23 protein-coding genes and 4 pseudogenes are annotated in these 26,710 nt (G+C 40.8%); 1 reads left to right on the top strand and 26 read right to left on the bottom strand.

The features are described 5' to 3' along the window. Positions 1-104 precede the first annotated feature (104 nt). From HHK02_RS09495 to HHK02_RS12685, 6 genes and pseudogenes are all read right to left on the bottom strand, one after another. The gene (locus tag HHK02_RS09495) at positions 105-875 is read right to left on the bottom strand and encodes a tyrosine-protein phosphatase (RefSeq protein ID WP_181462343.1); all 771 of its coding nucleotides are present in this window, start codon (positions 873-875) and stop codon (positions 105-107) included. Next, positions 876-4,361 carry a DEAD/DEAH box helicase gene (locus tag HHK02_RS09490; RefSeq protein WP_181462342.1) on the bottom strand — a complete coding sequence of 1,162 codons (3,486 nt, stop codon included), beginning with the start codon at positions 4,359-4,361 and terminating at the stop codon, positions 876-878. It lies immediately after the preceding gene. Then, complete coding sequence (locus HHK02_RS09485; protein ID WP_181462341.1) at positions 4,362-6,212, bottom strand: LPXTG cell wall anchor domain-containing protein; 1,851 nt, start codon at positions 6,210-6,212, stop codon at positions 4,362-4,364. A gap of 114 nt (positions 6,213-6,326) precedes the next feature. Then, entirely contained in the window at positions 6,327-6,569 is a 243-nt protein-coding gene (locus HHK02_RS09480; protein WP_181462340.1) for a hypothetical protein, read from the bottom strand. After that, complete coding sequence (locus HHK02_RS09475; RefSeq protein ID WP_080562286.1) at positions 6,570-6,818, bottom strand: type II toxin-antitoxin system PemK/MazF family toxin; 249 nt, start codon at positions 6,816-6,818, stop codon at positions 6,570-6,572. Positions 6,819-6,951: 133 nt separating this feature from the next. Continuing rightward, positions 6,952-7,065 (bottom strand): annotated as a pseudogene (locus HHK02_RS12685) (zinc ribbon domain-containing protein); the annotation flags it as partial. Between HHK02_RS12685 and HHK02_RS12680 the strand changes: the two are divergent. Further along, positions 7,066-7,179, top strand: a pseudogene (locus HHK02_RS12680) (zinc ribbon domain-containing protein); the annotation flags it as partial. Positions 7,180-7,329: 150 nt separating this feature from the next. Here HHK02_RS12680 and HHK02_RS09460 read toward each other — a convergent pair. The 20 genes and pseudogenes from HHK02_RS09460 to HHK02_RS09365 form a co-directional block, all read right to left on the bottom strand. Next, positions 7,330-7,650: a YwiB family protein gene (locus tag HHK02_RS09460; protein WP_003671289.1), complete on the bottom strand. Its 321-nt coding sequence runs from the start codon at positions 7,648-7,650 to the stop codon at positions 7,330-7,332. Then, positions 7,651-8,208 (bottom strand): DNA-directed RNA polymerase subunit delta, encoded by a 558-nt coding sequence (rpoE, locus tag HHK02_RS09455; RefSeq protein WP_172401344.1) that lies wholly within the window; start codon positions 8,206-8,208, stop codon positions 7,651-7,653. Positions 8,209-8,220: 12 nt separating this feature from the next. After that, the gene (locus HHK02_RS09450; protein ID WP_003671286.1) at positions 8,221-9,825 is read right to left on the bottom strand and encodes a CTP synthase; all 1,605 of its coding nucleotides are present in this window, start codon (positions 9,823-9,825) and stop codon (positions 8,221-8,223) included. Next, positions 9,826-11,103, bottom strand: a complete 1,278-nt coding sequence (locus tag HHK02_RS09445; protein ID WP_003671285.1) for a UDP-N-acetylglucosamine 1-carboxyvinyltransferase — start codon at positions 11,101-11,103, stop codon at positions 9,826-9,828. Beyond that, the gene (locus HHK02_RS09440) at positions 11,104-11,349 is read right to left on the bottom strand and encodes a type B 50S ribosomal protein L31 (RefSeq protein WP_003665599.1); all 246 of its coding nucleotides are present in this window, start codon (positions 11,347-11,349) and stop codon (positions 11,104-11,106) included. Further along, complete coding sequence (locus HHK02_RS09435; protein ID WP_003671283.1) at positions 11,350-12,666, bottom strand: PTS transporter subunit EIIC; 1,317 nt, start codon at positions 12,664-12,666, stop codon at positions 11,350-11,352. It abuts the gene before it with no gap. Further along, positions 12,667-13,557 (bottom strand): alpha/beta hydrolase, encoded by an 891-nt coding sequence (locus HHK02_RS09430; protein WP_003671281.1) that lies wholly within the window; start codon positions 13,555-13,557, stop codon positions 12,667-12,669. After that, the gene (locus HHK02_RS09425; RefSeq protein ID WP_003671280.1) at positions 13,558-14,262 is read right to left on the bottom strand and encodes a class A sortase; all 705 of its coding nucleotides are present in this window, start codon (positions 14,260-14,262) and stop codon (positions 13,558-13,560) included. A 201-nt stretch (positions 14,263-14,463) separates the two neighbouring features. Next, a complete protein-coding gene (gene ppsA / locus HHK02_RS09420; protein ID WP_003671278.1) occupies positions 14,464-16,845 on the bottom strand; it encodes a phosphoenolpyruvate synthase in 2,382 nt (793 codons plus the stop codon). Then, the gene (locus HHK02_RS09415) at positions 16,846-18,633 is read right to left on the bottom strand and encodes a right-handed parallel beta-helix repeat-containing protein (protein WP_181462339.1); all 1,788 of its coding nucleotides are present in this window, start codon (positions 18,631-18,633) and stop codon (positions 16,846-16,848) included. Then, positions 18,634-19,413, bottom strand: coding sequence for a triose-phosphate isomerase (gene tpiA, locus HHK02_RS09410; protein ID WP_003671275.1), 780 nt, complete (start codon positions 19,411-19,413; stop codon positions 18,634-18,636). It lies immediately after the preceding gene. Further along, positions 19,414-20,280: a class II fructose-1,6-bisphosphate aldolase gene (gene fba / locus HHK02_RS09405; RefSeq protein ID WP_035160021.1), complete on the bottom strand. Its 867-nt coding sequence runs from the start codon at positions 20,278-20,280 to the stop codon at positions 19,414-19,416. Continuing rightward, positions 20,281-20,937, bottom strand: a complete 657-nt coding sequence (locus HHK02_RS09400; RefSeq protein WP_152701579.1) for a histidine phosphatase family protein — start codon at positions 20,935-20,937, stop codon at positions 20,281-20,283. Beyond that, complete coding sequence (locus tag HHK02_RS09395) at positions 20,938-21,402, bottom strand: low molecular weight protein-tyrosine-phosphatase (RefSeq protein WP_152701580.1); 465 nt, start codon at positions 21,400-21,402, stop codon at positions 20,938-20,940. It lies immediately after the preceding gene. After that, entirely contained in the window at positions 21,403-21,972 is a 570-nt protein-coding gene (locus HHK02_RS09390) for a LemA family protein (RefSeq protein WP_003667234.1), read from the bottom strand. Continuing rightward, positions 21,973-22,869 carry a zinc metalloprotease HtpX gene (gene htpX / locus HHK02_RS09385; protein WP_003671267.1) on the bottom strand — a complete coding sequence of 299 codons (897 nt, stop codon included), beginning with the start codon at positions 22,867-22,869 and terminating at the stop codon, positions 21,973-21,975. After that, positions 22,870-24,249 carry a UDP-N-acetylmuramoyl-tripeptide--D-alanyl-D-alanine ligase gene (locus tag HHK02_RS09380; protein WP_181462338.1) on the bottom strand — a complete coding sequence of 460 codons (1,380 nt, stop codon included), beginning with the start codon at positions 24,247-24,249 and terminating at the stop codon, positions 22,870-22,872. After that, positions 24,250-25,746, bottom strand: coding sequence for a DEAD/DEAH box helicase (locus tag HHK02_RS09375; protein ID WP_085681066.1), 1,497 nt, complete (start codon positions 25,744-25,746; stop codon positions 24,250-24,252). Continuing rightward, positions 25,747-26,205 (bottom strand): annotated as a pseudogene (locus tag HHK02_RS09370) (IS30 family transposase); the annotation flags it as partial. 36 nt (positions 26,206-26,241) lie between these two features. After that, positions 26,242-26,700 (bottom strand): annotated as a pseudogene (locus HHK02_RS09365) (IS30 family transposase); the annotation flags it as partial. Positions 26,701-26,710 lie beyond the last annotated feature (10 nt).

The following is a 26,710-nucleotide window of genomic DNA, read 5'->3' as shown; positions in this document are numbered from 1 at the left end:
AGCGAGACAGAAGTCACTTGTGACTTCGTTTTCGAGCCCCCGCAAGCAATAGGCCTTCAGCGTTCGACTTTGCCGGACGCTGAAGGCCATTGTTGTACTGCGCTTTAAAATAACCCAAATAATTTCTTACGTTGCTGAATCTTCTTAATCTGATGACGACCAATTTCATCCCCGTTAATGATAGCTCGCGCATTATCTTGGTATTCTTGGGCAACGTCAGCGCCAAATTCACGCGATAATTTGTCAAAGGCCTGCTGCATTTCGTATTTTCGTCCTGGAAGGTCATGAGCATCAGAAGCAAAGATATACCCTTGACCAGCCGCAATCAGGTTTTTACTGAATTTTTCGACTTTTTTACCAAATGTACCAACATAGGAACTAGCGGTAACTTGCGACAAGCACCCTTTTTCCAGCATTTGATAAAGCAAGTCCGGTTCAGCCATGATCTTGGTATTCCGCTCAGGGTGAACAACCACTGGCGTAATTCCCCGTTGTTGAAGGTTAAAAATCATCTGGTTAGTGTAATGAGGTACATCATTGTCTGGAAATTCCAGCATCATATACTTTCCACTCTCATCAGCGAATAAAATATCATCATTATCAAGGGCTTCAATTAGCTGACCATTAATTCGCACTTCTTGTCCAGGAAAGACAGTTAATGGAATATTATTTTTCTCTAGTTCTTCTTGAAATTCTTTTGTTCGCGCTAAAACATCTTGTTTATGGTTTACATAGTGCCCGTTCATATGGTGAGGAGTCAAAAGTGCATGGGTAACCCCGTTTTCTGTTGCTTCTTTTGCAAGTCGCAATGAAATCTCCATACTTTTTGAACCATCATCAATCCCCGGCAAAAGGTGACAATGCAAATCAACCATTTATTTGAGAATGTTGAGAAGCGTCTCCTTGTTGATGACGGCATTTGCTAGCTCGTTTCCTGAAAGAATAGAATTGGCAAGAGCTGCTTTCTTCTGTTGCATTTCAATGATCTTCTCTTCAATTGTGTTTTGTGCAATCATCTTGTAAATCGTTACGTTATTCTTTTGACCAATACGATGAGCACGGTCAGTCGCCTGATTTTCAGCCGCAATATTCCACCACGGGTCAAAATGAATGACAACATCAGCACTCGTAAGATTTAACCCCGTTCCTCCTGCTTTCAGAGAAATTAAAAAGACAGCTGGCTGATCATAGGAATTAAATTCATCAACAAATTGTAAACGATCTGCTTTCTTTGTCTTTCCTTCAATCATAAAGTACTTAATTCCTGCTTTAGCAAGTTTTTCTTTTAAAATTGCTAATGCCGATGTGAACTGCGAGAAGAGTAAAATTTTATGATTATCCGCCACTTCATCCTTAATTAAGTTCATAGTTGCCTTAATTTTTCCCGAAGGACCACTGTACCCTCCATCTAACAATTGAGGACTGCAGCATAGTTCACGAAGACGAGTAATTTCTGCCAAGACTGCTAATTTATTCTGCTGAAATTCTTCATCATTCTGTTTTTGAATCTGTCTTATCAATCTTTGAGCCCGTGCCTGATATAGACTTTCTTGTTTACCAACCATGGGTGTTAAAAATACCTGTTCATTTTTCATCGGTAAATCATTAAGGACATCTTTCTTCAAACGACGGAGCATGAATGGTTGTACCAAACGTTTTAAGTCGTCCTGAGCTTGGTCATCCTGATTTTTAATAATCGGTCCTTCATATTGTTTGCGGAACTGCTGATAAGAACCGAGAAAACCAGGCATCAAGTAGTCAAAAATACTCCAAAGTTCGCTTAACCGATTCTCAATCGGAGTTCCAGTTAAAGCAAAACGCTGCTTAGCATTGATCGCTTTGACTGTTTTAGCGGCAGCAGTTTGGGGATTTTTAATGTACTGGGCCTCATCAATAACTTCAATATTAAAGACATGCCCTTCATAAAAATCAATATCTCGTTTGGCGGCATCATAGGAAGTAATAATGATATCCCTTTCTGTACTTTGCGCAAACTGTTTCCGTCGTTCAGCTTTACTACCATCAAGAACAGTTACTTTAAGGTCTGGCGCAAACTTTTTAAGCTCATCTTGCCAATTATAGATAACTGCTGCTGGGGCAACAATTAAATTCTGTCCGTTTCCTTGTTCACTTAATAGAACAGTAATAATCTGCAGGGTCTTGCCTAATCCCATCTCATCCGCCAGCAGTCCACCAAAATGATACTTCATTAAGGCCATTAACCACTGGACACCATCATATTGATAGGGACGCAATGTTGCATGAAGATTTGCCGGCACCTTAAAATCTTTCTGCGGAGTTTTAACATCAGTAACTAGCTGGTGCAATTCTGAAGTAGTACGATAATTCAATGCTTCTTGGTGGGATAAAAGATCATCAAGATAAAGAGCACGATACACCGGCAATTTAAGTTCTTCCGCAGTAAAATCACGTGATGAGATTCCCATTTTGCGCAATGTCTCAACTAATTCAGCTAGCGAAGGTTCATCCATCTTCAAGGTTTTCTTGCCCAATTGATAATACTGTTTATGCGGTCGAAAATCTCTTAGAATTTGCTTGATTTCTTTAGCGGTTAGTTGATCATCCCCAAAATCAAGCTTTAAAAGGCCAGAGTCAACGGAGATACCGACACTTACCTTAGTAAACGGCTGTTTGTATAACCCATTAAATGCAGGAGTAGCCTTAGCAATTCCTATTTCTTGTAATTCATTGACGCCAGTTGCTAGCAAATTTGTTGCCTCATCAACTAACAGAACTGCTCTAGTCCCGGTTTGATTAAACTTGGTGAAATATTTAGCTAGTACCCGTTCAACTCTTTGCATCAAAAATTGCGGAAGGTCATCAATTTTCTTAATTTTTTGTGTTTTGCCATCAATTTCAGTTGCCAAGTCACAATAAATTTGTTCGTCATGATAATCCAATAAGAAAACTACTGTTGGTAATGGAGGTAAAAACTTTGATAAATCGCGATCTTGGGGCAGCTCGACTGAAAACATCGACTGAAGCTTGGGCAACACATAGCGGTAAAACTCAGCCATAGTATCAACACCAAAGACAAGATCACTGGTTACTGGAAAAACAGGGTCTAACTTATTAGGGGTTATTCCTGTAAAAGCAGTCCAGGTATGGTCATCAAGGTGGTAATAGGCTGCCTGTCCATGAATAAGGTCAGCAGGAAGGTCAACACTAACATCAAGATGACGACTTGGATCGTCATCGGCACCATATGCTTTAATTGAAACTGTCGCTTTTAATGCACGTTCTTCCCGCTTAATAGGCACTTTCCACCGATTATAAAGTGTATTACCAGTCTTTAATATTTGATCAACTTCATCCATAATCACGCCAGCCAGGGGCAGCTCATTTTTTACGGATGCTTCGTAATACCCATCGCGCGTTAAATCAGCGGTCGAGGATAGCTTGATGATCAAGTCTAACCATTGTTTGCTATCTTTATCAAGGTTTTCGGGGATAATTTGCTGATCAAAGAACTTTCCTAAACGAAGCCGCTCACCACGGGCAATCCCATTTGTTAAGGTTGTCAAGTTTGGAAATTTATACATATGATCTGGTACACCTGCCCGGAAGTAAAGGTATTGACCACCATCGTAGTATTCACCGATATTAGCAGTAATGATCGTCTGACTATCAGGAGCGCGATCAAGAAAATTAGCTAGCATTTGCCGGGCCGCTTCATTAGTATTCTCTTCAATATTATGTTGATCAAGGTACTTTAATAAGCAATAAAGGGCAACCATTTTAGCGATCTGTTGTCCTTCTCTTGTCTTTACAAAGTTTACCTGGACGTCCACAATCGTTTTTCGATTAAAAGCAACTAGCACTGAAAAGTAATATTGTTTAAAACGCCCAGCCACTGAATAATTCCACTTAGCTCCAGGAATTGTAAAATAAGCATCTGCAGCTTTAATTAGGATCTCAGAAATGATTTGAACATCGTCAAGATTAGTAAAGACATGTTCAATCAGCCGTAGCGGAAAGACTTCTTTACTTAGAAAACTCTGCGGATCAACTGGTAAACGGTTTGGCGGAAAAGCTGATTGAAAAACCTCACCTAACGATTTTTGCGGTTCAATATTTGCCGAACCATCATCAATCGCTTCTAAAGCCGCGGCCATGTGTTTACAACGATGGTTATCCTGCGCATAGGGACAATCACAATGAAGTTTAGAAAACTTTCCATTATGGTATCTACCAGTTACTTTATAAGCCCGATTTCCCTTAACGATTGCAGAAAAATTATCGTCTGCATCAAAAATTAAGCTTTTAACTCTGCCGCGATAGTAGTAATCTTTCCCTCGTTCATAAATTCGTTGTGCAAATAGATTACGCCAGTTACTCATTTATTCGTACCGTCTGAGTGCTGCCCCAATTCCTGCTAGCCCAATAACAGCGCCAAGGGCAATAATCGGAAGTGAAGATTCATCCCCGGTTCGTGGCAAAATATTATTTGTTGTTTTATTCTTAAAAGACTTAGCTAATGAAGGCTGGACAATGTTATTCAGTGCTGTCTGACCTTTTATTACCCCGTTTGGTCGGACGGTATGTTGCTTGGTTTGCGAAGTCACCAATATTTCTGGTGCTGAGGTTTGATTATCATCATTAACTTCCACTACCTGGGCAGAAAGATCATTCGCACGCATATTATTTTCTTGGGTACTATCAATCGTTTTCTGTGCAGGCGAAGTCTCTTTATTAGCGTCTGCCTGTTTTTCTGTTGCGGAAACAGTAACTTGCTCGCTAGTTAAAATTACCGATCCATCAGGAAAAACAATCAAGACATCTTCAGTATGCTTTCCAAGATGTTGAAGATCGGCTGCAACTTTAGCATCATCTTTCCACACTACTTTTGTTCCCTGGGGTAGCTTATTTTCTTGTTCATCGCCGGGTAAAGTAATAACAGCTTTATTCTGATGATCATCATTTTCAACCGCAATCGCTGTCGTAACTTTAGGAGCAGGAGTTACTCCCGGCTCAACTGTTAGTGGTTCAAGGGTGATTAGCGAGCTATACTTTAAGGCATCAGTTTGTGCCGGAAGTTTCTCTTTTGCTGACGCTAACTTTTCTTGTGAATTTGTCTTATTGAGAAGTGCTTGTAAGAGCTTCGTTTGCGCATTGATTGCTTGAGATTGAGCATTAGCACGATCTCCTTCAATTTGTGATAAGAGTACACTATCTTGCCAAGCTTTCCGTCTTGTTGAATCTAAATTACTTTTAGCATATGTAAGCTTTTCTTGTGTCTCAATAAGATTGTTAGTCACTTCTTCCAGCTGTGGCAAAAGATTCTTAGAAACACTTAAATAGTAATTTCCAGTTTCTAATTCTTTTTTCGCAATTGGCAATATCTCAGCAGTCTTCCTTTGGTCTTCTTCTATTATTTTATGATGCCAATCAATTATCTCTTGAATATCACTGATATCCGCAGATTCTAAATCTAGCCATGAACGCGAACGATCCTTTGTAATCCAATCATGATAATGTTGATATTGGTTAAAAGTACCTTTTTTCTTTTCAGCTATTATTTGATTAAGCTCTGCTAATTCCTTATTAACTGCATTTATTTCATAATTAATGGTGCCTAAGTTATAATAAGCCGGTGTATTTTTATAATCATTGTCAACAAAGCTCTGATTTCTTCTAATAACTTCTTTTAAGAGATCAATATTATCCCGATATGCTTTGAGTTTAAAATTCTTTTCCGCTTGTGCATTCTGTCCTTTATAACCATCATAGTTTGCTAAGTCAAATACTAAAGGTTTGTCTGAATTCATCATAGTATTTAAATAGAATACCGGAACTTTCAGTATTCGCTGATACTCTTGTTGATACTTTGTTAAGTCACTTTGAACATTATCAAATTCTTGCTGAGCATTATTAACAGCCTGATTTGAACTATTGCTTATTTTTTCCTGTACCTTTGCTTGAGAATCCGCGTCTGCCAAATTTTGATTAGCAATATTAAGATCATTATTTGCGGTTGCTACATCAGCATTGGCTCTATTCACTGCGTCTTGGGCTGTACTGACATTTCGCTGAGCTTGTTGGTTCGTATCAGGCAGCGTTTGTTGAATAGTATTTTTACTATTTTGTACTGTATCAGCTTTAGCGGAATTACTAATGGCCGTCACCCCCGTTGTAACAGCCATTACCGTCGCAGTTGTTGCTAAACTCTTCTTTAATTTTCTTTTCTTCATTTACAAAAGGCCAGTCAGTGCATAACGTTGATTGGTCTTAATAATCTTTATCATTTTAGCATACTTTATACTACTTTCGTGAACGTCCTGGTAAAGGTCTTTTTCTTTTACCATTTAATCAATTGCCTCACGTCCTACTTGTTTTACTGGCTGTAATGCTGGGTCGTTTTCGATATCTTTTTGATAATCGTATTCTTTCCAATCTTTGGTGGCAAAAATATTTTTCCTTTTTGCAACAGGGGTAAATACAATTGTCTTACCAACATTCTTTACGGTATATTCTTCTCCAGTTACTTTAATTCCTGACGGTACGGTTAACGTTCTTGAATTACCAGTTTGTCTCAGTTTAACAGTCATTTAAACCGTAGGTTTAGCTAAGTGGGAGTAGTTCAATAAAATGGGCATGTAACGAGGATTGTTAGAATAGTTAGCGGTTGTGATTGGCATCCCAATAAACATATGGGTTGCCTCATTATAGGCGGATGTACTCATGACAACATAATGTCTGCGGATATTTCCTTTTTTAGGATTATGTCCACCCATTTCATGTCCTGCGTGAAGTTCTGCATCGGCAATTATAATATCTCCCTTTTTAGGAAATTCCATATTTTATTGAACTACTCCCACTTAGCTAAACCTACGGTTTAATGCTTGAAGTGGGAGATTCTGGAAACATCGCATACTTACCCTACCGATTCTGAACGAACCTTCAAGCAGAGGTTACGACTATTAGCCAAGGCTATCGGATAGCTAATCCTTTTTGCAAGATGACTTGTGCAGCGTTAATATCACGATCTAAATGTTTACCACAGTTTGGACAATCCCACTCACGTACCGCTAACCATTCCGATTTAAATCGGAATGGTTAGCGGTACGTGAGTGGGATTGTCCAAACTGTGGTAAACATTTAGATCGTGATATTAACGCTGCACAAGTCATCTTGCAAAAAGGATTAGCTATCCGATAGATAAAGTTAGGCTTGGGACGAGCCTTGGCTAATAGTCGTAACCTCTGCTTGAAGGTTCGTTCAGAATCGGTAGGGTAAGTATGCGATGTTTCCAGAATCTCCTACTTCAAGCATTAAACCGTAGGTTTAGCTAAGTGGGAGTAGTTCAATTTAAGCAGCAAATTGCAATTCTAGTTGGTAACTACCTATTAATTGTCCCGCTTGTTTTAGTTGGTACTTAACAGAAAGGTGGCCAGCCGGAGCCTTTACATCAACGTCTTTTTCCAAACTTTCTGTTAACACGTCAATTTTAATCATACCGTATTCTGTTTGGTACCGCATGATGGTTTCTTGTGTTGGGTCTAAAAATAGGTTTGTTTCGACATTTCCACGCCTTCTTAAGCGGATTAGCTCATCTTCAAATTTAATTTGGACCGGCGTTTCTTGACCATCTTGGTGTTCAATGTACCGTAAATAATACTTACCATTCATTCATTCGTCATCCTCGTCTTCATCTTCTTCATCATGTAATTCTGATAGCTGACCTTCAATACCGTCGTCAAGATCATCATCGTCGTCACTGAAGTCATCAGTGTCGTCATCATAATCATCTTCAGAATCAGTGTCATCGTCAGTATCAAGATCCTCATCTTCAGGATCATCATTGTCATAGTCAATTACATCGTCATCGTCATCGGTGTCTGCGAGGAAAGCATTGACTTTACGCCGCTTCTTCTTTGGACGATCATCCTCTTCATCTTCTTCGTTTTCACCAACTGTGGCTTCATCGATAGATTCGAATGGGTACCAAGCACGCAGACCCCAGGTGTTGTCACCAAGGGAAATAAAACTGCCATCAACATTTAAGTCAGTATAGAACTGTGCAAGACGTTCACGAATTTCCTCATCGCTCTTACCCAGATATTGCTGAACCTCGTTGGTTAAATCAACAAACGCCATTGCTTCTCCATGGTGAGCTAAAATAGCGTGTGCGACTTCAATCATTGAAAGTTCTGATTTGTCCTGACCGTCAAAAACCTTTAAATCCAAATTGGTGCACATTTATTTGTCCTCAGCAGCTGCTTTTACAAATGCAGCAAATAATCCTTCTGGATGATTAGGACGCGACTTGAATTCTGGGTGGTATTGAGCAGCCACGAAGAATTTTTTATCAGGAATTTCAACTACTTCAACTAAATTCCGATCTGGGTTTACTCCAGAAATAACTAAGCCATGGTTTTCCATTTCTTGACGGTAGTCGTTGTTGAATTCATAACGGTGACGGTGCCGTTCACTGATCATTGATTGGTTACCATAAGCCGCTGCCGCAACTGTTCCTGGCTTAAGCTTACATGGATATGCACCAAGCCGTTGTGTTCCTCCCATATTTTCAATGTCCGCTTGATCTGCCATCAAGTCAATAATATTGTGTTTAGTGTTTGTATCAAATTCAGTTGAGTTTGCATCAGTGTAGCCCAATACATCGCGTGCAAATTCAATACATGCTGTTTGCATTCCTAAGCAAATACCGAGATAAGGAACATCATTTTCCCGAGCATACTTAATTGCAGTGATCATTCCTTCTACTCCCCGATTTCCAAAACCACCAGGAACAAGAATCCCATCGTAGTCTTTCAATGTCTCTTCAACATTTTCTGGAGTAATGTTTTCAGCATTAAAGTGGTCAATCTTTACCTTAGCATTGACAGGATAACCAGCATGACGTAATGATTCATTAACTGAAATATAAGCATCCTGTAAGTCAGTATACTTACCAACCATCGCAATCTTAACGGTCTTAGTTAAGTCATGTTCAATATGATTTACCATTTCAGTCCATTCTGTCATGTCAGCTTCTGGCACGTTTAAACCAAAGTGGTCGACAACCAATTGATCCATTCCTTGCTTTTGTAAGTTTAACGGAATTTCATAAAGGGTATGAACATCCATCGATTCAACAACGGCTTTAGGATCAACATCACAGAATAAGGCGATCTTCTTCCGCATATCATCAGTAATTGGTTGCTCTGTCCGAACAACTAAAATGTTAGGTTGGATTCCTAAACCACGTAATTCGCGAACACTGTGTTGAGTTGGCTTAGTCTTCATTTCACCAGCAGCACGAAGATATGGTACTAAGGTAGTATGGATGTACAATACATTTTCACTACCCACTTCTTCTTTCATTTGGCGAATAGCTTCCATGAATGGTTGTGATTCAATGTCCCCAACTGTACCACCAATTTCGGTAATTACAACTTCAGCATCAGTACTTTCACCAGCACGCTTAATCTTGTCCTTAATGGCATTAGTGATGTGTGGAATAACTTGTACTGTCCCACCAAGGTAATCCCCACGGCGTTCCTTACGAAGAACTTCAGAGTAGATTTTACCCGTTGTAACATTTGAATATTTATTAAGATCATTATCGATAAAACGTTCATAGTGACCAAGGTCCAAATCAGTTTCTGTTCCGTCATCAGTCACAAAAACTTCACCGTGTTGGTATGGACTCATCGTACCGGGATCAACATTGATGTAAGGATCGAATTTTTGGATTGCAATCTTCAGGCCCCGATTTTTTAATAACCGTCCTAAAGAGGCAGCAACGATTCCCTTTCCTAATGATGATACAACTCCACCGGTTACAAAAATGTATTTCGTCATCTAACCAATTTTTACTGAAGAATCGTCCTCAATAGAAACATTGGCATGAAGGCGATTAAGCTTCCATACAATTCGATCGTAACCCCGTAAAATATTTCCGGCATTATTAATTACAGTCTGTCCATCTGCCATTAATCCAGCAATGGTTAAAGCCGCTCCGGCACGAATCTCACCTGCAGAGACTTCTGCGCCATGAAGCTTTTCTGTATGTTTAACGATAATCATCCCATCATGTGCTTCAATCTTCATCCCCATTTTTTGTAGTTGGGAAATGTGCTTTACACGCTTGGGATAAATGGTATCAACAATCGTACTATCACCATCAGCAAGAGACATCAATGGGGTAAGCGGTTGTTGTAAATCAGTAGCAAAACCAGGGAATGGCATTGTCTTAACAGTAACCGGATGTAAATGACTGGATTTTGGTACATAAATCTTATCGCTATCGATTTGAAGTTCAACACCCATTTCAATCATTTTACTGGTAAATGATTCTAAGTGTTCAGGAATAACATTATGGATCATAACCCCATCACCAAGCGCTGCTGCCAAGGATAGGTATGTTCCTGCTTCAATTCGATCAGCAATAATTGTATGAGTATTCATTGACTGAAGTGTTTTTACTCCAGTGATACGGATAGTATCGGTTCCAGCACCCCGAATTTTGGCGCCCATATTATTTAAGAATGTTGCCAAATCAATAATTTCCGGCTCACGAGCTGCATTTTCAATAATCGTTGTTCCTTCAGCGCGAACAGCTGCTAAGGTAGCATTAATCGTTGCACCAACTGATACCATATCTAAAAAGATCCGAGACCCATGTAAGCCATTCGGCGCATCTAAATGAACAGTACCCTTTTCTTCGCTAACGGTTGCTCCAAGTGCTTTAAATGCTTTTAAATGTTGGTCAATTGGGCGAGGGCCGATATTATCGCCTCCCGGAAATGTTAATGTCGCGCGATGGAAACGACCTAATAATGCACCCATAAAGTAATAGGAAGCCCGAAGACTTTTAATTGCCTTGCTTGGAAGTTCAGCTTCTACGATTTGTGTTGGATCAATATCTAAAACTCCGTGACTAAACTCGGACTTTACATTCATTGACTCCAAAATAATCATCAGATTGTGAACATCCAAGATATCTGGAACCGTGTCAAACTCTACAGGGGTATCCGCAAGAATAGCAGCTGGAATTAATGCCACTGTACTATTTTTGGCACCACCGATCGTAACTTCGCCAGAAAGACGGTTTCCTCCTTGAATGATCATTTTCTTCATTTACTTGAGACCGTACTTCTTGTTGAACTTGTCGACAGCACCGTCGGCTTGAGTAAACTTTTGCTTACCAGTGTAGAATGGGTGTGAATCTGAAGTAACTTCAACCCGAATTAATGGGTATTCGTTACCGTCTTCCCACTTAACAGTTTCACTTGAAGTGGCTGTTGAGCCAGAGAGAAACTTGTAACCAGTAGATGAATCTTCAAAAACTACTGGATGATAATCTGGATGAATTCCTTGTTTCATTTAGTCATTTTTTTCATGACTGATCACGTCCTGTTCTGCTAATGTTAAGCGATTTTCAACGACTAAGGCCATTTTTACAAAGGGGATATAGGCAGCGCTATCGATTAAAAGCAATACCAAGGTAAAAATCAAAATTCCCCAATTACCATTTGTCCCCAAAAAACTAATAAGGGGTCCCGGTGTCCCCTGCAAAACCGGGTAAGGCGTTGAAGGTATTAAGTGAATCGCAATCGCTAAACTGGCAAGGAGAATGTTTACAATCGGTAAGAAGACAAATGGGATCAGAAATAAGGGATTAAATACAACCGGTAAGCCAATCATTGCCGCATAATTAAAATTAAATAGTGTTGGTAAGGCCGTCCACTGGGCAACACAATGCATATAGGAGCCATTAGAAGTTAACAGAATGGCAACTATCAAGGCAAGGATCAATCCATCGCCCCCAAAGTTAGCAAATGAATTATAAAGAGAACTGCCTAAAAACTCATACGGTACATTCCACGGAGTTCCATGAGCGAGCGCATAGTTCAAGTTAGCAGTAAATGAATCTCCAGAGGTTAACGCCATCGAAGTGTATGGAACACCTAATCCTAACCAATCAAATATTGTTAGCCCCATTGTAGCTAATAACGTCAGCCATAATTGCCGATGCTCTTGGGCAGTCGTAACTAACGTGGAGTAACTTGTTGACCAAGCATGATAGATTGTGTTGGAATTTAAGAAAAGAGCAACCGTCACTCCAAAAATAAGACTAATTGTCATTGGCAGCATTGAACTAAATGATCGTTCCTGTAATAACGGCAACGCATTGGTATTATCACCATCTTTGGGCGGGGTTAACCACCGGTAAAGCTGGCCGATTCCGTAACCAAGAATTAAAACGATTAACAAACTATTGCCACTGAGGAGCCGTTGATAAAAGCTAAGGGAAAATTGCGGGGACGACTTGCCATAACGATAAGACATTAGTAAAAGGGTCAAAATAGCGGTTATTCCGGCAAATTTACCGTCTCGCCGATACCTTTTCGCCGTAAATTTTGCTGCCATATAAACAGTATAAATTCCTAGAATCCCTAAGGTTAATTGACTAATGCTAGTTAACATAAATTGAATAATCCGCAACACGTTCTGTGGTATTACATCAAGAAAAGCAATATTATAAATAAATCCATCTGGTTTAAAAACAGTTTTCAAAATCATCTTTGCCATCGTTCCAATAAAAACAATGGGAAAAATCATAATTAATGTCTGCCGGGTTATTCTAACAAAAGAATAACGATGCAGAGCAATTATTCGATTAATTATTTTTTCATGCATTTAATTTTGAGTAGCCCCCTGCTTATTTTGCGAATTAGGATTACCGTTGTCATTTGGATCAAGCAAATACTCTTCAATTAACCGTACAATCTGTTTATTTTGTGGCAAGTTAGAGTGTTGAGCATCTTTTCCCGTGACCGTCATACTCGTATAATGGGCCACTTGTTTTTGATAAATGTACTTACCGGCATCGACGCTTCCTTCTGGGACGAGACCATCCGATGTATAAGTTTCTGTCCCTGCGACCGAATAAACTAATAAGTTTTTAGGAATTCGACTTCGATACTTTACAAAATCAGAAAACATTTGCGTCGGATGGCTAACAGAAGACTCCGCAAAGTTGTATGGCGTTCCCAGTATCATTAGCCTTTTAATTGTAATCGCATCTTTATATTCAGAGTAGTAATGTTCCAACCAATAAGTCCATACTAGACCCCCATTGGAATGGCCAAACGCCTTAAAGTTATTAAAATTATACTCTTCCGTCAATCGTTCAAATGCTTTATTAACCATTTGCGCTTGTTTCTTTATATTTTGATAGCCATCGCGATTATTCTCAAAGCCAATCACGATAATCGGCTCGTTATCGCCGCGATTTATCCATCCTTGCGAAACAATTTTACCGCTGTTCATTACTTCTAAGCGCAACACACTATGTTTTTTAGGGCTATCCTCGTTAAGTTTACGAATAAGTGGATTAAAGCGGTTTTGTGTTGCTGAGCTTCCAGGAACCATAATTATCGGCGACATTCTAGAATTATGTTGGGCAGCTAAATATTTATTTGTATCTTTCATCCAATAATATGCTGGAATTGCCATTAGGACTAAGATCAATATTAGGCCAATCAATACTAAACGAGTGTGGAGAATTGATTTAGTCATTTTTTTCATTTAACGACCTGTTGTATATTTCTCGCTAAAATTCTTTTGCACATTTTGTGGTGCTTGCGTAAATGGTTCTGACTTAACAAATTTACCGCGGATCATCAACCGATTGGTCCCGGTAGCATCACAGGTGATCAAAGTAATAATCTTTTCCGGTGTATTATCTACCACATCAACCCGGGTCGCCGCAATGAATTCACGTTGATAAATCTTATATTCATAAACGCGATCCATGTTGGTGATATAAATCATCTGTCCCACCTTAGCATGATAATACAATGGGGAAAATAGGATTTTACTCCCGTGGGCCATATTATGACCAGCTAACGCATAGTTACCTTCCCCCATCTTCATGTCCGGACGAAGGGTTCCTGCTGCTAACGCAAGGGTTGTATTATCAATCCCATTAGCAATTGGAATCGTCATATTAATAGCCGGAACCGTAATTGCTCCAATGGTATTAATCGATTGCTTATTTGCACGAGCCTTGGCAGCCGTTTGCAAGTTAAGATCTTTGACACTTTGAAAATCATAGGTCGCTTTTTTCTTTTGGTTGCTTTGAACCGTTTGCCGAGTAATCTCAGGTTTATAACTCCCTACTAAGTAAGACTTAATCTGTTGGTTAAAAATTAAGACAACTGAAATCAATAACAGTACAACAACCGCTGTCCACCATAACCATTCAAATGATCGCTTTTTATCTTTTTTCACAAACAACCTAAGATTAGTTCAGGAAGCGAGACAGAAGTCACTTGTGACTTCGTTTTTCGACGCGAAGCAAGCCTCTGGGAGCCCCCGCAAGCAACAATAGGCCTCCAATGTTCGGTTTTTAAGCCGGACGTTGGAGGCCATTGTTGTACTGCGTATTTGCTTTTTATGAAAGTAACTTAACTTATATCAAAGTCCTTTTTTCTACCATGCATAATTTTCCACAGCTTGTCGTCCCTTACCCGTCGCGTTATCCAGGATTATGCGCTGTTCAATCCTTGCCACGTTCTGTTTGGTTTCTTTAACCATATCTGGATTGACTGAAATATAATCAATCCCTTGCTGAATTAAGAAAGATGCTAATTCAGGATATTCAGATGGTGCTTGCCCACATATTGAAACCGTCTTGTTATCTTGGTGAGCAGCCTTAATAAGGTGGCTAATCGCACGTTTCACCGCAAGATTACGTTCATCAAAGAGGTGGGCCACTGTATCATTATTCCGATCACAACCTAAAATAAGCATTGCTAAATCATTGGACCCAATCGAATAACCATCAACATATTTATTAAACTGATCTGCCAAGATGATATTACTTGGGATCTCGGCCATCATGTATACCTTAAAATCTGGACCACGATGTAACCCGGCAGCTGCCATTAATTTTGTAACTTTATCAGCTTCGGCAACGGTGCGGACAAACGGAATCATTACATTGAGGTTCTTTAACTGGAATTCTCGACGCACCTTTTTTACCGCCGCAAGTTCTAGCTTAAAAGCTTCGATATATTTGGGATCATAGTACCGAGAAGCGCCGCGCCATCCCAATAAGTCGGCAGGTTCATGGGACTCATATTTATCGCCGCCCGTTAAATTACGGTATTCTCCCGACTTAAAATCAGAAAAACGTAAAACCATCGGCCGTGGAGCAATCGCCCGAGCCACTTTAGCAATCCCATCTGCTAACATATCAACAACTTTTTCGGGATGACCAGTTTCAATTAAGTAGAGGGGATGGTCATGAATATAAGTCGTCCAAAGAAATTCTTCTCGCATTAAGCCAATGCCATCAACAGGGAGTTCTGCATATTTTTCTGCTAGTTCTGGATCGCCTAAATTCATCATGACCCTGGTTGCAGTCGGCGCGTAATATTCTGCATGGTGACATTCCGTTGTCTCTTTTTCGCCATTAAATTGTTCTGCGAGATCACCTTGATAAACGACTCCATTTTTAGCATCAACGGTCACTTGTTCACCATCTTGTAGCATTTCAGTAACTGCCTGCCCACAGCTCTTGGTTCCAACGATACACGGAATCTGCATTTCACGAGAAACAATTGCGGCATGGCAGGTCATTCCACCATTATCGGTGATGATTGCTGCTGCTTTTTTCATTGCCGGTACCCAATCAGGCGAAGTCATCAACGTTACTAATATTTCTCCTTCTTCAAATTCATCAATATCTTTAGGATCCGCAATTACATGTACCTTTCCAGTGGAAACGCCTGGACTTGCTGGTAATCCTTTGACCAAGATTTTTTTAGTTTTATTCATTGAGACAGTAGACTCCTTTGTTGCTTGCTTATTATTTTTATTCGACCAAACCGTTTCTGGACGAGCTTGTACTAGCCATAACCGATCTGTGCGGGCGTCTAGCGCAAATTCCATGTCCATGTAACAACCATAGTGCTTTTCAATTTCCTTTGCGTATCCTGCTAATTCATGAATTTGGTTTTCAGTTAGCGCTGGCCGGATTGCCCGGTCTGCTGGCACCGGTTCTTCATGTACTCCGCCACCAGGGGTTTGACACAATTCAATTGCTTTCGGAACTACCGAACGTTCTACTACTTGAAGGTTATTTTTATTAATCACAAAATGATCCGGTGTTACTTTTCCTAAAACAATGTATTCACCTAATCCCCAAATCGTATCAATAACAATTTGGGCATCATTTCCGTTCGCCACGTTAACTGAAAACATAACCCCAGAAGCTTTTGAGAAAACCATCATCTGAACGGCCGCAGATAAAGCCACTTTTTCATGAGGAAAATGTTGCTTATGCCGGTAATAGGTTGCCCGATCGGTAAACAAGGAAGCATAACATTCTTGAACCTTTGCTAATACCATTTCAGCTCCACGCACGTTCAAATACGATTCTTGCTGCCCCGCAAAAGAAGCATTCGGTAAATCTTCAGCGGTAGCACTTGACCTAATTGCTACAAATGGTTCAGTTTCACCCATTTTTTCTGATAAGGCTGCATAAGCTTTTTTGATTGTCATAGCGATCTCACTTGGCATCGGTGCTTCGACAATCATCTGCCGAATATGTGAGCAAACCCGATGAAGTTCGTCAGCATTTTCATAGTCATTAATTTCGGCTAATAATTTATTAATTTGGTCGTTTAATCCCGTTTCCGCCATAAATTGACGATAAGCGTGAGTTGTCGTCGCAAATCCATATGGAACTGGAATTTTCATTGCAGAAGTCATTTCCCCTAATGAAGAGGACTTCCCACCAACGAGATTAACGTCCGAGCGATGCAATTCATCAAACCATAAAACATTCATTTGTTCGCGTTTTTCCATTTAAAACAGTAGTCTAAATAAGCGTTGACTATATTCTTCTTTCGTATCAAAAGGTCCAGCGGTTACACTAATTCCTTCACGATGGTTCCCTAAGAAATCTGTATCAAAATCACGGGCAGTCTCGGGAGTAACACCAACCGCGATCACCCGACTAGTATCTTCATTCAAGTAGTCGCAAATATTACTATTAAGAAATACCCCATCTTCACTTGAATCGATGGCGACCTTAACGTCTTCTTGCTCATCATTCATAAAGATATTTCCTGCTTTATTAGCTGGAATATAGCTTCGTTGTCCACTGGCTAGGCCAACATAAGCAGCATTATCATCGCTAATATAATTATCGATTGGTTGTTCACTTGCCTGTTTGTGGGCAAATGCAATTAATTTTGCCATTTCACTCCGGAGGTTCTTCCGGATAAAGACATTGTTATAGAAACAAGAAGAATCGTAAGGAGCACTTTCTGGCGTATTTTGTTGATAAAGGCGGTGGTAGTAAGGATCATTTTCAGCAACATTCGTATTGCTTAACCATTCCACGCTGCCATTAATTAGGTTATGAACGAGAAGGACGCCCTTAGATTCGAGCTTAAGCGTACAATCCGATAATAGGAAATTATTATCAATCAAGGTCACACCCATCGAATCCTTAATTTCAATATCTTCACCAAGGGCCGCTACTAAGTCCTCCCGATTTTCGTTTGTGACTTCAAATGAATCTGGCAGTGAATTGTTGTAGAACACATTCCGTGAAATTTGGGTATCTTCGACCTTGCCACCAAGCCAAATTCCGCGCGTGCAATCATGAATGCAGTTGCGTAAAATCTTAGCCCCAATCGCTGGCGAAAGGTTGATCGCACTGACATCATCACTGACAAGGTTTTGGCGGACGTTAATGTTGTAAATACTATTGTGTTCAATAATCGGCGATGGGTTGCCTTCAACACCGATAATTCCAGTCTGCCCGCAATCATGAATCGTATTGTTCTTAATCCGGTGTGGATAAACCTTATCATCGTCAATGGTTGGAACAATATTTCGACCAAGGGAGATCCCAGAACACTTAGCGTGAGAAATGTCACACTTGGCAATCTTCCATCCCTGACCACGATTAGTACCAATAATCCCCTTATTATATTGCGAAGATGCCCATCGACAAGCAGCCTTCGTCATTGTAAAGCCCGATAGAATAAGGTGATTGAGTCCTGCTTTTTCTGGATAGAAACACGTCTCACGGAAAGTCAGTTCAACATGTTCATCATTAGGATTTTGCGCTTGAAAGTTTGCATAGATTACGGTTGAATCTTCTGCTGGCAACTGTTCGGTATACCAGGTATAGCAGGTAAATTTCCGGTCTCGGGAAAATTTGTTTTCACTTGGTGTTTCAACTTTTGCTAACTGATCAACCTCATACATTGCTTTATTATTTAGGAAGATTTCACCGGCATGATTAAAGGTTTGATCAACTAAAACGTTGTATGGATTATAGTTACCAAATTCGGCATTAGGGAGTTTTAATTGCCATACCGGACCAGCAACATGTTGCCAGCCAGTAACACGGTCAGCGCCCGTAATGATTGCCCGATTTTGCTTAGCAGATGCATAAATAATCGGCTTATCACTAGTGCCGGAATATTGTGGATGAACTTCCTCATGATATTCCCCCGGCATTACTTGAACATAATCCCCCGGTTGAGCGATATCCGCCGCTTGTTGGATGTACTTAAACGGAAACTCTTGTGAACCATTACCGTTTTCAGAAGCATTAATATCAACAAAAATTTGCATCTAAATTACCTGTAACTTCTGCTTGCTCGCTAATTCGATATAATTAATCATTTGTAAGAAGCTTTCAATCTCGAGACTTGCGCGACCGATTAGCGCCCCATCAACATTTGGTTTACTCATAATTTGACCAATATTCTCGGGATTAACACTGCCACCATAGAGTATTCGGACTTGCTCGCCAATCTCATTACCATACATTTCAACTAGACTTTGACGAATTGCCAGACATCCCTCTTCCGCAATGTCTGGATTTGCTTGATGCGTGCTCCCAACGGCCCAACTTGGTTCATACGAAATAACAATCTGTGATAGTTTATTAGCTGGTACCCCCTTAAGGACGCTTTTTAGTTGGCGAAATACATAATGAATTTGTCCGTTAACTTCTGTTTGGACCATCTCTTCATCCGTACAAATGATTGGAATAATACCAGCATTGAGGGCTGCTAAAACTTTTTGATTAATTGAATCATTATTCTCGTTAAAAAGGCGCCGGCGCTCTAAATGCCCTAGCATCACGTATGTCACGCCCGCATCTGCTAAACTTCGCATGCTAATTTCTCCAGTATACGGTCCCTCTAACTCAGCAGATGCATTTTGAGCAATAATTTGTAAGTTGGAAGATCCCGCCACTTTTTTCATGTTATAGAGCGAGACTGCTTGTGCCGCGATCCCAATTTCTTTATTTGCCGGGAGTTTTTCTTTAATTGCTTTAACAAACGCAACGGATTCATGAACATTTTTATTCATTTTCCAGTTCGCAATAATAAACGGTTTGCGCATTTAGGCGACTGCTGGCGTGCCTAACCATTCAATCATATCTTTCATTTTAGCAGTTATTGCATCTGTTCCGGGAAGTAATAATTTCCGCGGATCATATCCTTTTTGTTCTTTATTGAGGTCTAATTCATTTTCAATATACTTCCGGGTTGCATCTTGGAACGCTAACTGGAATTCAGTATTGATATTCACCTTTGCAATCCCCATTGAAATTGCTTTTTGAACCTGTTCTCTAGGAATTCCTGAACCACCGTGAAGCACTAGCGGAATATCAATCGCATTCGCAATTTCTTGAAGGCGGTCAAAGTCTAACCCTGGCCAGTTAGCAGGGTAAATGCCGTGAATGTTACCAATCCCACAAGCAAGACGGTCAACCCCCATTGCTGCAAACGCCATTGCATCTTCAACATCAGCAAGTTCCCCACTGCTGGTATCCTGATTTTCTCCCACTTTACCGATTTCGGCTTCAACCGCAATGCCGCGTGAATGCGCTAATTGGACAATCTCTTTGGTTTTGGCATAATTTTCTTCAATCGGCAACTTATGGCCATCAAACATGACTGACGAATACCCTAAGTTAATGCATTCAATCGCTGCATCATAGTCACCATGATCAAGATTCAGGATAACTGGAACTTTAATTTCCATTGCATCCATCTGGTCTTCAACCATATCTTTGACAAATTTATAACCACCCATATATTTGGCAGCTCCCATTGAAACTTGGATCAGAACTGGGGTATTAGTCTCCGCTGCCGCCCGCAAAATTGCCCGGGTCCATTCAAGATTATTAATATTATATGCCCCAATTGCGTATTGATTCTTCCGTGCATCATCAAAAAGTTTGTTTCCGTTATCAAAGTAAGCCATTTATAGTTTAAATTGATTGTATCCAGTAATTTCAACGTCTCTAGCTGTTAGCTGAACCTTCATCAGCGCGCCGTTATGTAAGTTTTCATACTTGTATCCAGGTTTCCCATACATCCCCGCAATATATTGGATAATCGATCCATGGGCTACTACAACCACATTACTCTCATCCGGTAAACTTTGCAAAAAGGCAATTGCCTGCTCTACACGGGCATTTAATTCATTACTATCTTCTGCAAGGTGAGCCGGATCGGCGGCTTTCAGTAAGTCATGCGCTTTTTCAACGCCAAACTCATCAACTAATTCACCGATACGCCTAAATCGCTTGCCTTCAAGATAGCTTGCCCAGATAGCGCCTTCTTCATTACTATGACCTTCAAAAGACCCATAAAATACCTCGCGGAAGAACTTTTTTTGGATTGGTTCCTTCACCGTCGCAGTTGGGTGATCCGCAATTAAAAGCCGTGCAGTATCAACTGCTCGTTTTAAATCACTGGAGAAAAGGTAATCGATCCTTAAGTCCGCTAAAACTTGGCCGATCTTTTTAGCATCCATCTCTCCTTTTTCCGTAAGCGGGGTATCTGACCATCCTTGCAGGCGAGCAAACCGGTTGAAGTAGGTCTCACCGTGCCGGACAAAGTAAACTGTGATTGCCATTTAGGACAATTCTTTAGTAATTTTATCCAGCCATAATGGCAATGTCTCGTTTAGGCTATTGTAAGTATCTTCAAAGCGGTGAGTATACCAAGGATCAGGAATTTCTTGATCTTCTTTGCCAGGAATTACTTCATATGCTAAGTGGACTTTATCACGATCTTGCGCTGGTGCAATGCGTTGTAAGTTGTACTTGTTCATATTATCCATGCAGATGATGCAATCAGCCCACTCGAAGTCTTGTCGTGTAATTGGGCGTGAGATTAAGCCATCCGTTGATAACCCGTGTGCGTGCATTGTCTTTGCGGCACCTGGGTGGGGACCATTTCCTTCTTCTTCGTTACTTGTTCCAGCAGAATCAACATTGATTTTGCCATTTAATCCTGCGTCATCAACCATTTGCTTGAACATTGCCTCGGCCATTGGTGACCGACAAATGTTTCCTAAGCAGACAAATAAAACGTTCATTTAATCACCTAAATCATCAAATGAAACTTTTGGCACAGCCTTGGCTTCTTCTGGCACTTGTAAGTAATCCATTTGTTGGAAGTGATGAATTTTAGCCACAATGTTGCTTGGGAAAGATTGAATCTTAGCATCTAAAGCCGCCACAGTACTGTTGTAAAGCTGCCGTGAGTAGGCAATCTTGTTTTCAGTATTGGTTAATTCTTCCATTAATTTTTGGTATTCAGCACTTGCTTTTAAGTCTGGATAATTTTCAGCGACGGCAAACAATGTCCGTAAAGTTCCCGTTAATTCATTGGAAACTTCCATTTTTTTAGCATGATCGCTGTCTGGAATACTATTTAATTCCGTCCGCAGCTTTGTCACCTTTTCCAAGGTTCCCGCTTCATACTTGCTATAGCCCTTAACTGTTGAAATTAAGTTAGGGATCAAGTCGTTACGTCGTTGTAATTGAACATCAATTTGACTCCAGGATTCTTGTGCGTGTGTCCGCAATTGAATCAAACTGTTGTAAAGTCCTGCATAAATAGCAATTAACAAGACAATGACAACAATTACAATAATAAGGGTCATTTACATTTGACGCAACCGTTCAATTCGCTTCTCTAGCGGGGGGTGAGTGTCAAATAGATTTGAAAAAGGATGGTGCTTAGCGTTCTTTTCTGGATCGCTAATATATAATGCCGAACTGCTTGGGTCCACATGTTTCATTGGAACAGCAGTTTTTAGCTTTTCCAATGCACTAATCATCCCTTGCGGATTACGGGTTAATTCCACAGCACCTGCATCGGCTAAGTATTCCCGATTACGTGAAAGAGCCATCTGCGCAATGGTTGCTGCCAATGGCGCTAAGATAATCAAAAGAATCGAACCAAGGATGGCGAAAATACTTGATGGATTATCCCGGTCATCACTACTGCTCCGACCACCAATCCACCAGAAATTTCCAGCAAAATTAACAAGCATTGCGATTGCGGATGCTAAGGCTAACGCAATTGTTTGCAGACGGATGTCATAGTTACGAACGTGAGTCATTTCATGGGCCATTACCCCTTCTAGTTCCTCACGATTCATTTTTTCCATCAAACCAGTAGTAGCGGCCACAGCAGCATGCTCAGGATCATTACCAGTCGCAAAAGCATTGGGACTTGGGTCATGGATGATATAGACTTTTGGCATTGGTACCCGTGCAACTAAAGCCATATCTTCAACAATATGCCAAAGTTCTGGCGCATCACTCGCTGATCGTACCTCCGTCGCGTTATTCATCCGCATCACTACATCAGTCGATTGACCAATGATCACGGACATATAGATCACCGCAATAATCGCCGCAATGATCATGCCGCCAATCGCTGTCCGCGCAAATAAATAGCCAATCGCGGCCCCAATTAAAGCAAGCAATACAAAGAACCCAAACATCACCAAAATTGTTTTTCGTTTATTACGGGCAATTTGCTGATATAACATCTATTCTGCTTTTAATGCCGTCAAGACTTCTTCTAGGTGAATGCCATGGCTTGCCTTCAATAGGACAATATCATCACCTGTCAAAGTAGTCGTAAGATCGGCAATTAATTGTTGAAGGTCACTAGCAGCATAATGATAGATATCTTCAGCTGGGTATCCTTCTTGGATCAACTTGTCTTTAAGATTTTTCATTTGTTCGCCTACAAGGTAAACACTAGCAATCTTTTGGTGGTCAATCTCTTCTGCTAAGCTAGCATGCAACTTTGCCGCAGCATCCCCTAATTCCAGCATGTCCCCTAATACGGCGATCCGGCGACCAGCTACTGGTGTTTCTGCAATCGTCTTAAGGACTTCCTTGGCAGCGGTCGGGTTTGAATTGTAAACATCACTTAAGATCTGTTCACCATTCTTTCCTTTAACCCATTCAGCACGATTTTCCGTTAATTCAACGTTTGCCAACGCTTGCTTCATGTGGGCGGGAGTAATATGCAGAATCTTACCCACTTCCATAGCCGCTAACGCATTATTAATATTGTATTCACCAACCATTGGGATAGTGAATTCTTCATCTGGCCATTCGTTGACGGTAAATGATAACTGCCGTGGTTCATCGCGGACACTTGTTGCATACAAATTATTGCTTAGTTGCCGACCAAAGCGCATCTGTCGTTGGGCAAGATCTTTTACCCGTTCCTCTAATAATGGTTCATCCCCATTAAATACTAGTGTTCCATCTTCCTTTAGGCCATGGGTAATTTCCATCTTTGCATCAGCAATCTTATCACGAGTCCCGAAGAATTCGATATGTGCTTCCCCAATCATTGTAATAACGGCAATGTCAGGATTTACAAGCTTACTTAAGAAGTCAAGCTGACCAAAACGGTCCATGCCCATCTCAACTACCACTGCTTCGGTATTAGACTCCATGTTAAGAAGAGTTACTGGAACCCCAATCTCATTATTAAAATTAGCATATGTCTTCGCGACATTAAACTGCGTACTTAAGATTGACGCAATCATATCTTTAGTCGTCGTCTTCCCATTACTGCCTGTAACTGCAACAACAATCGGATTGATCTTATACAAGTAGTACTTCCCTAGTTGTTGAAGGGCCGCTAGTGGATCACTAACGACTAATAGCGGGTGCGTCTGATCCGTTATCTCATGGTCACTAGCCCATAAACTAGCTACTGCACCATTGGTAAAAGCACTCGGTACGTATTGGTGGCCGTCTTGGGCACCTTGCAATGGAACAAATAAGCTCCCTTGATCTAAGTGTCGACTGTCAAATGACACACTAGTCACTTCTACGTCTTTCCATTGTTCAATGTCATTTTGTGCGTTGATCGCCTTGGCAATTTCCGCTAATTTCATTTTCATTTAATCTTCTTTTCGATGACGGATATTAAATGCATGGCGACTGGAATGGCTCTTTCCATGGTTATCATTTCGGTGACCACCACCATGTTGGTGACGGCGGAAATTCTTACGCCGGTAGTGGTTGCCACCATGCGAATTATTTCGGTTGCCATTACGGTTATTCCGCTTGTTACGCCGTGGGAGAGGACGTTCAGGAGTAATCTTAACTGGAACTTCACTGGCCGCTTCCTTCGTCATGTTATTTAACAATGCTGCTACCAGATCAGTTGCATTATGAGTTTCTAGTAGCTTTTCAGCGGCTTCTTCATAACGATCAGTTGAATCCCGCGCGATTAATTCATCGATATCATTAAAGGCTGAGGCAACTTGACCCTTAAATGCTTCTTCAGCTGTTGGTGGCTTAAGTGGCAGCATCCGTACCCGGGTTAATTTTTCAATCTCATGAAGGTAATCCATCTCATTTGGGGTAACAAAGGTTAAAGATACCCCGTGATGTCCGGCCCGTCCTGTTCGGCCAATCCGGTGAACATAGCTGTCTGGGTCAGATGGAATATCATAATTATAAACATGCGTAACCCCGGAAATGTCTAAGCCCCGAGCAGCCACATCTGTTGCAACTAAGATATCAAGTTCATTGTTCTTAAACTTCCACATGATCTTAGAACGCTTATCTTGAGTAAGGTCACCATGAATACCAGCTGCATTGTAGCCACGCGCAATCAAGCCCTTCGACAATTCATCTACCCGCCGCTTTGTCCGACCAAAGACAATTGTTAAGTCAGGATCTTGAACATCAATTAAACGGGTCATGATGTCAAACTTTTCATAGTCACGCGCGCGAATATAGTACTGATCAACTAAGTCAGTAGTCAATTCTTTGGCCTTGATCCGCACAGTTTCCGGATCAGACATAAATTGAACTCCAATCCGCTTGATTTCTGGTGGCATGGTTGCTGAGAAGAGCAATGTTTGCCGATCATCTGGTGTTTCCTTGATGATTGATTCAATATCCTCTAAGAATCCCATGTTTAGCATTTCATCTGCTTCATCGAGGACAAGGGTCTTAATGTGGTCAAGTTTAACTGTATGACGGTTAATATGGTCACGTAACCGTCCAGGGGTCCCCACGAGAATTTGTGGGTGTTGTTTCAAGCTCTTAATTTGGCGCCGAATATCTGCCCCACCATATACTACTTGCACGCGAACATGTTTATCTTTACCAAGACGATAAAGTTCTTCTTGAGTCTGGATTGCTAATTCACGTGTTGGTGAAATGATAATTGCTTGAATATTGAGATTTTCAGTATCAACGTTTTCAATAATTGGCAATCCAAAAGCAGCCGTCTTACCAGTCCCGGTTTGTGCTTGCCCAATAACATCCTTACCTTCAAGAACCATTGGAATCGTTTGTTCTTGGATTGGTGTTGCTTCTTCGTATCCGCTCCGTTTGATTGCTTTTAATAGGCTATCGGATAAGCCTAATTCACTAAACTTCAATTAGTGACGCAGATTACGCAAAAAGATCTCAATTGGTGTGCGCCAGTTTAAACATTTGAGTGGCCTGGAGTTCAAATACCAGTTAATTTGAATTAACTCATCATCAGTGATTTCCTCAATCGGTTGACCTTTGGGGATAAAGCGTCGTAGTACTCGGTTGCGATTCTCATTACTGCCCCGTTCATGTGGAGAATAAGCATGCGCAATGTAGAGGGGAATCCTGGCCTGCTCTTCAATTAGCTTGTAGTTAGCGAATTCTTTCCCATGGTCAACAGTAAGGGCCTTGAGATTATCTTCTAACTGGTTAGCTAATTCTAAAATGGCCTTGGTCATTGAGGTGCTATCTCGTCCCTGAAGCCGTTTAACGATGATAAGACGACTCTTACGCTCGACAAACGTAGCTATTGCTTGACCTTTACGCTTTCCAGATAAAACTGTATCTGCTTCAAAGTGACCTGAGGTATGGGCAGATTGCAAGAAATAACTTGAACAAAGTTAGTGACGCAGATTACGCAAAAAGATCTCAATTGGTGTGCGCCAGTTTAAACATTTGAGTGGCCTGGAGTTCAAATACCAGTTAATTTGAATTAACTCATCATCAGTGATTTCCTCAATCGGTTGACCTTTGGGGATAAAGCGTCGTAGTACTCGGTTGCGATTCTCATTACTGCCCCGTTCATGTGGAGAATAAGCATGCGCAATGTAGAGGGGAATCCTGGCCTGCTCTTCAATTAGCTTGTAGTTAGCGAATTCTTTCCCATGGTCAACAGTAAGGGCCTTGAGATTATCTTCTAACTGGTTAGCTAATTCTAAAATGGCCTTGGTCATTGAGGTGCTATCTCGTCCCTGAAGCCGTTTAACGATGATAAGACGACTCTTACGCTCGACAAACGTAGCTATTGCTTGACCTTTACGCTTTCCAGATAAAACTGTATCTGCTTCAAAGTGACCTGAGGTATGACAG

The sequence above is a fragment of the Limosilactobacillus reuteri genome (genome assembly GCF_013694365.1).
Taxonomy (GTDB): domain Bacteria; phylum Bacillota; class Bacilli; order Lactobacillales; family Lactobacillaceae; genus Limosilactobacillus; species Limosilactobacillus reuteri_E.
The sequence above is the reverse complement of the archived record's forward strand: the minus strand, read 5'-3'. Positions and strand labels throughout refer to the sequence as shown.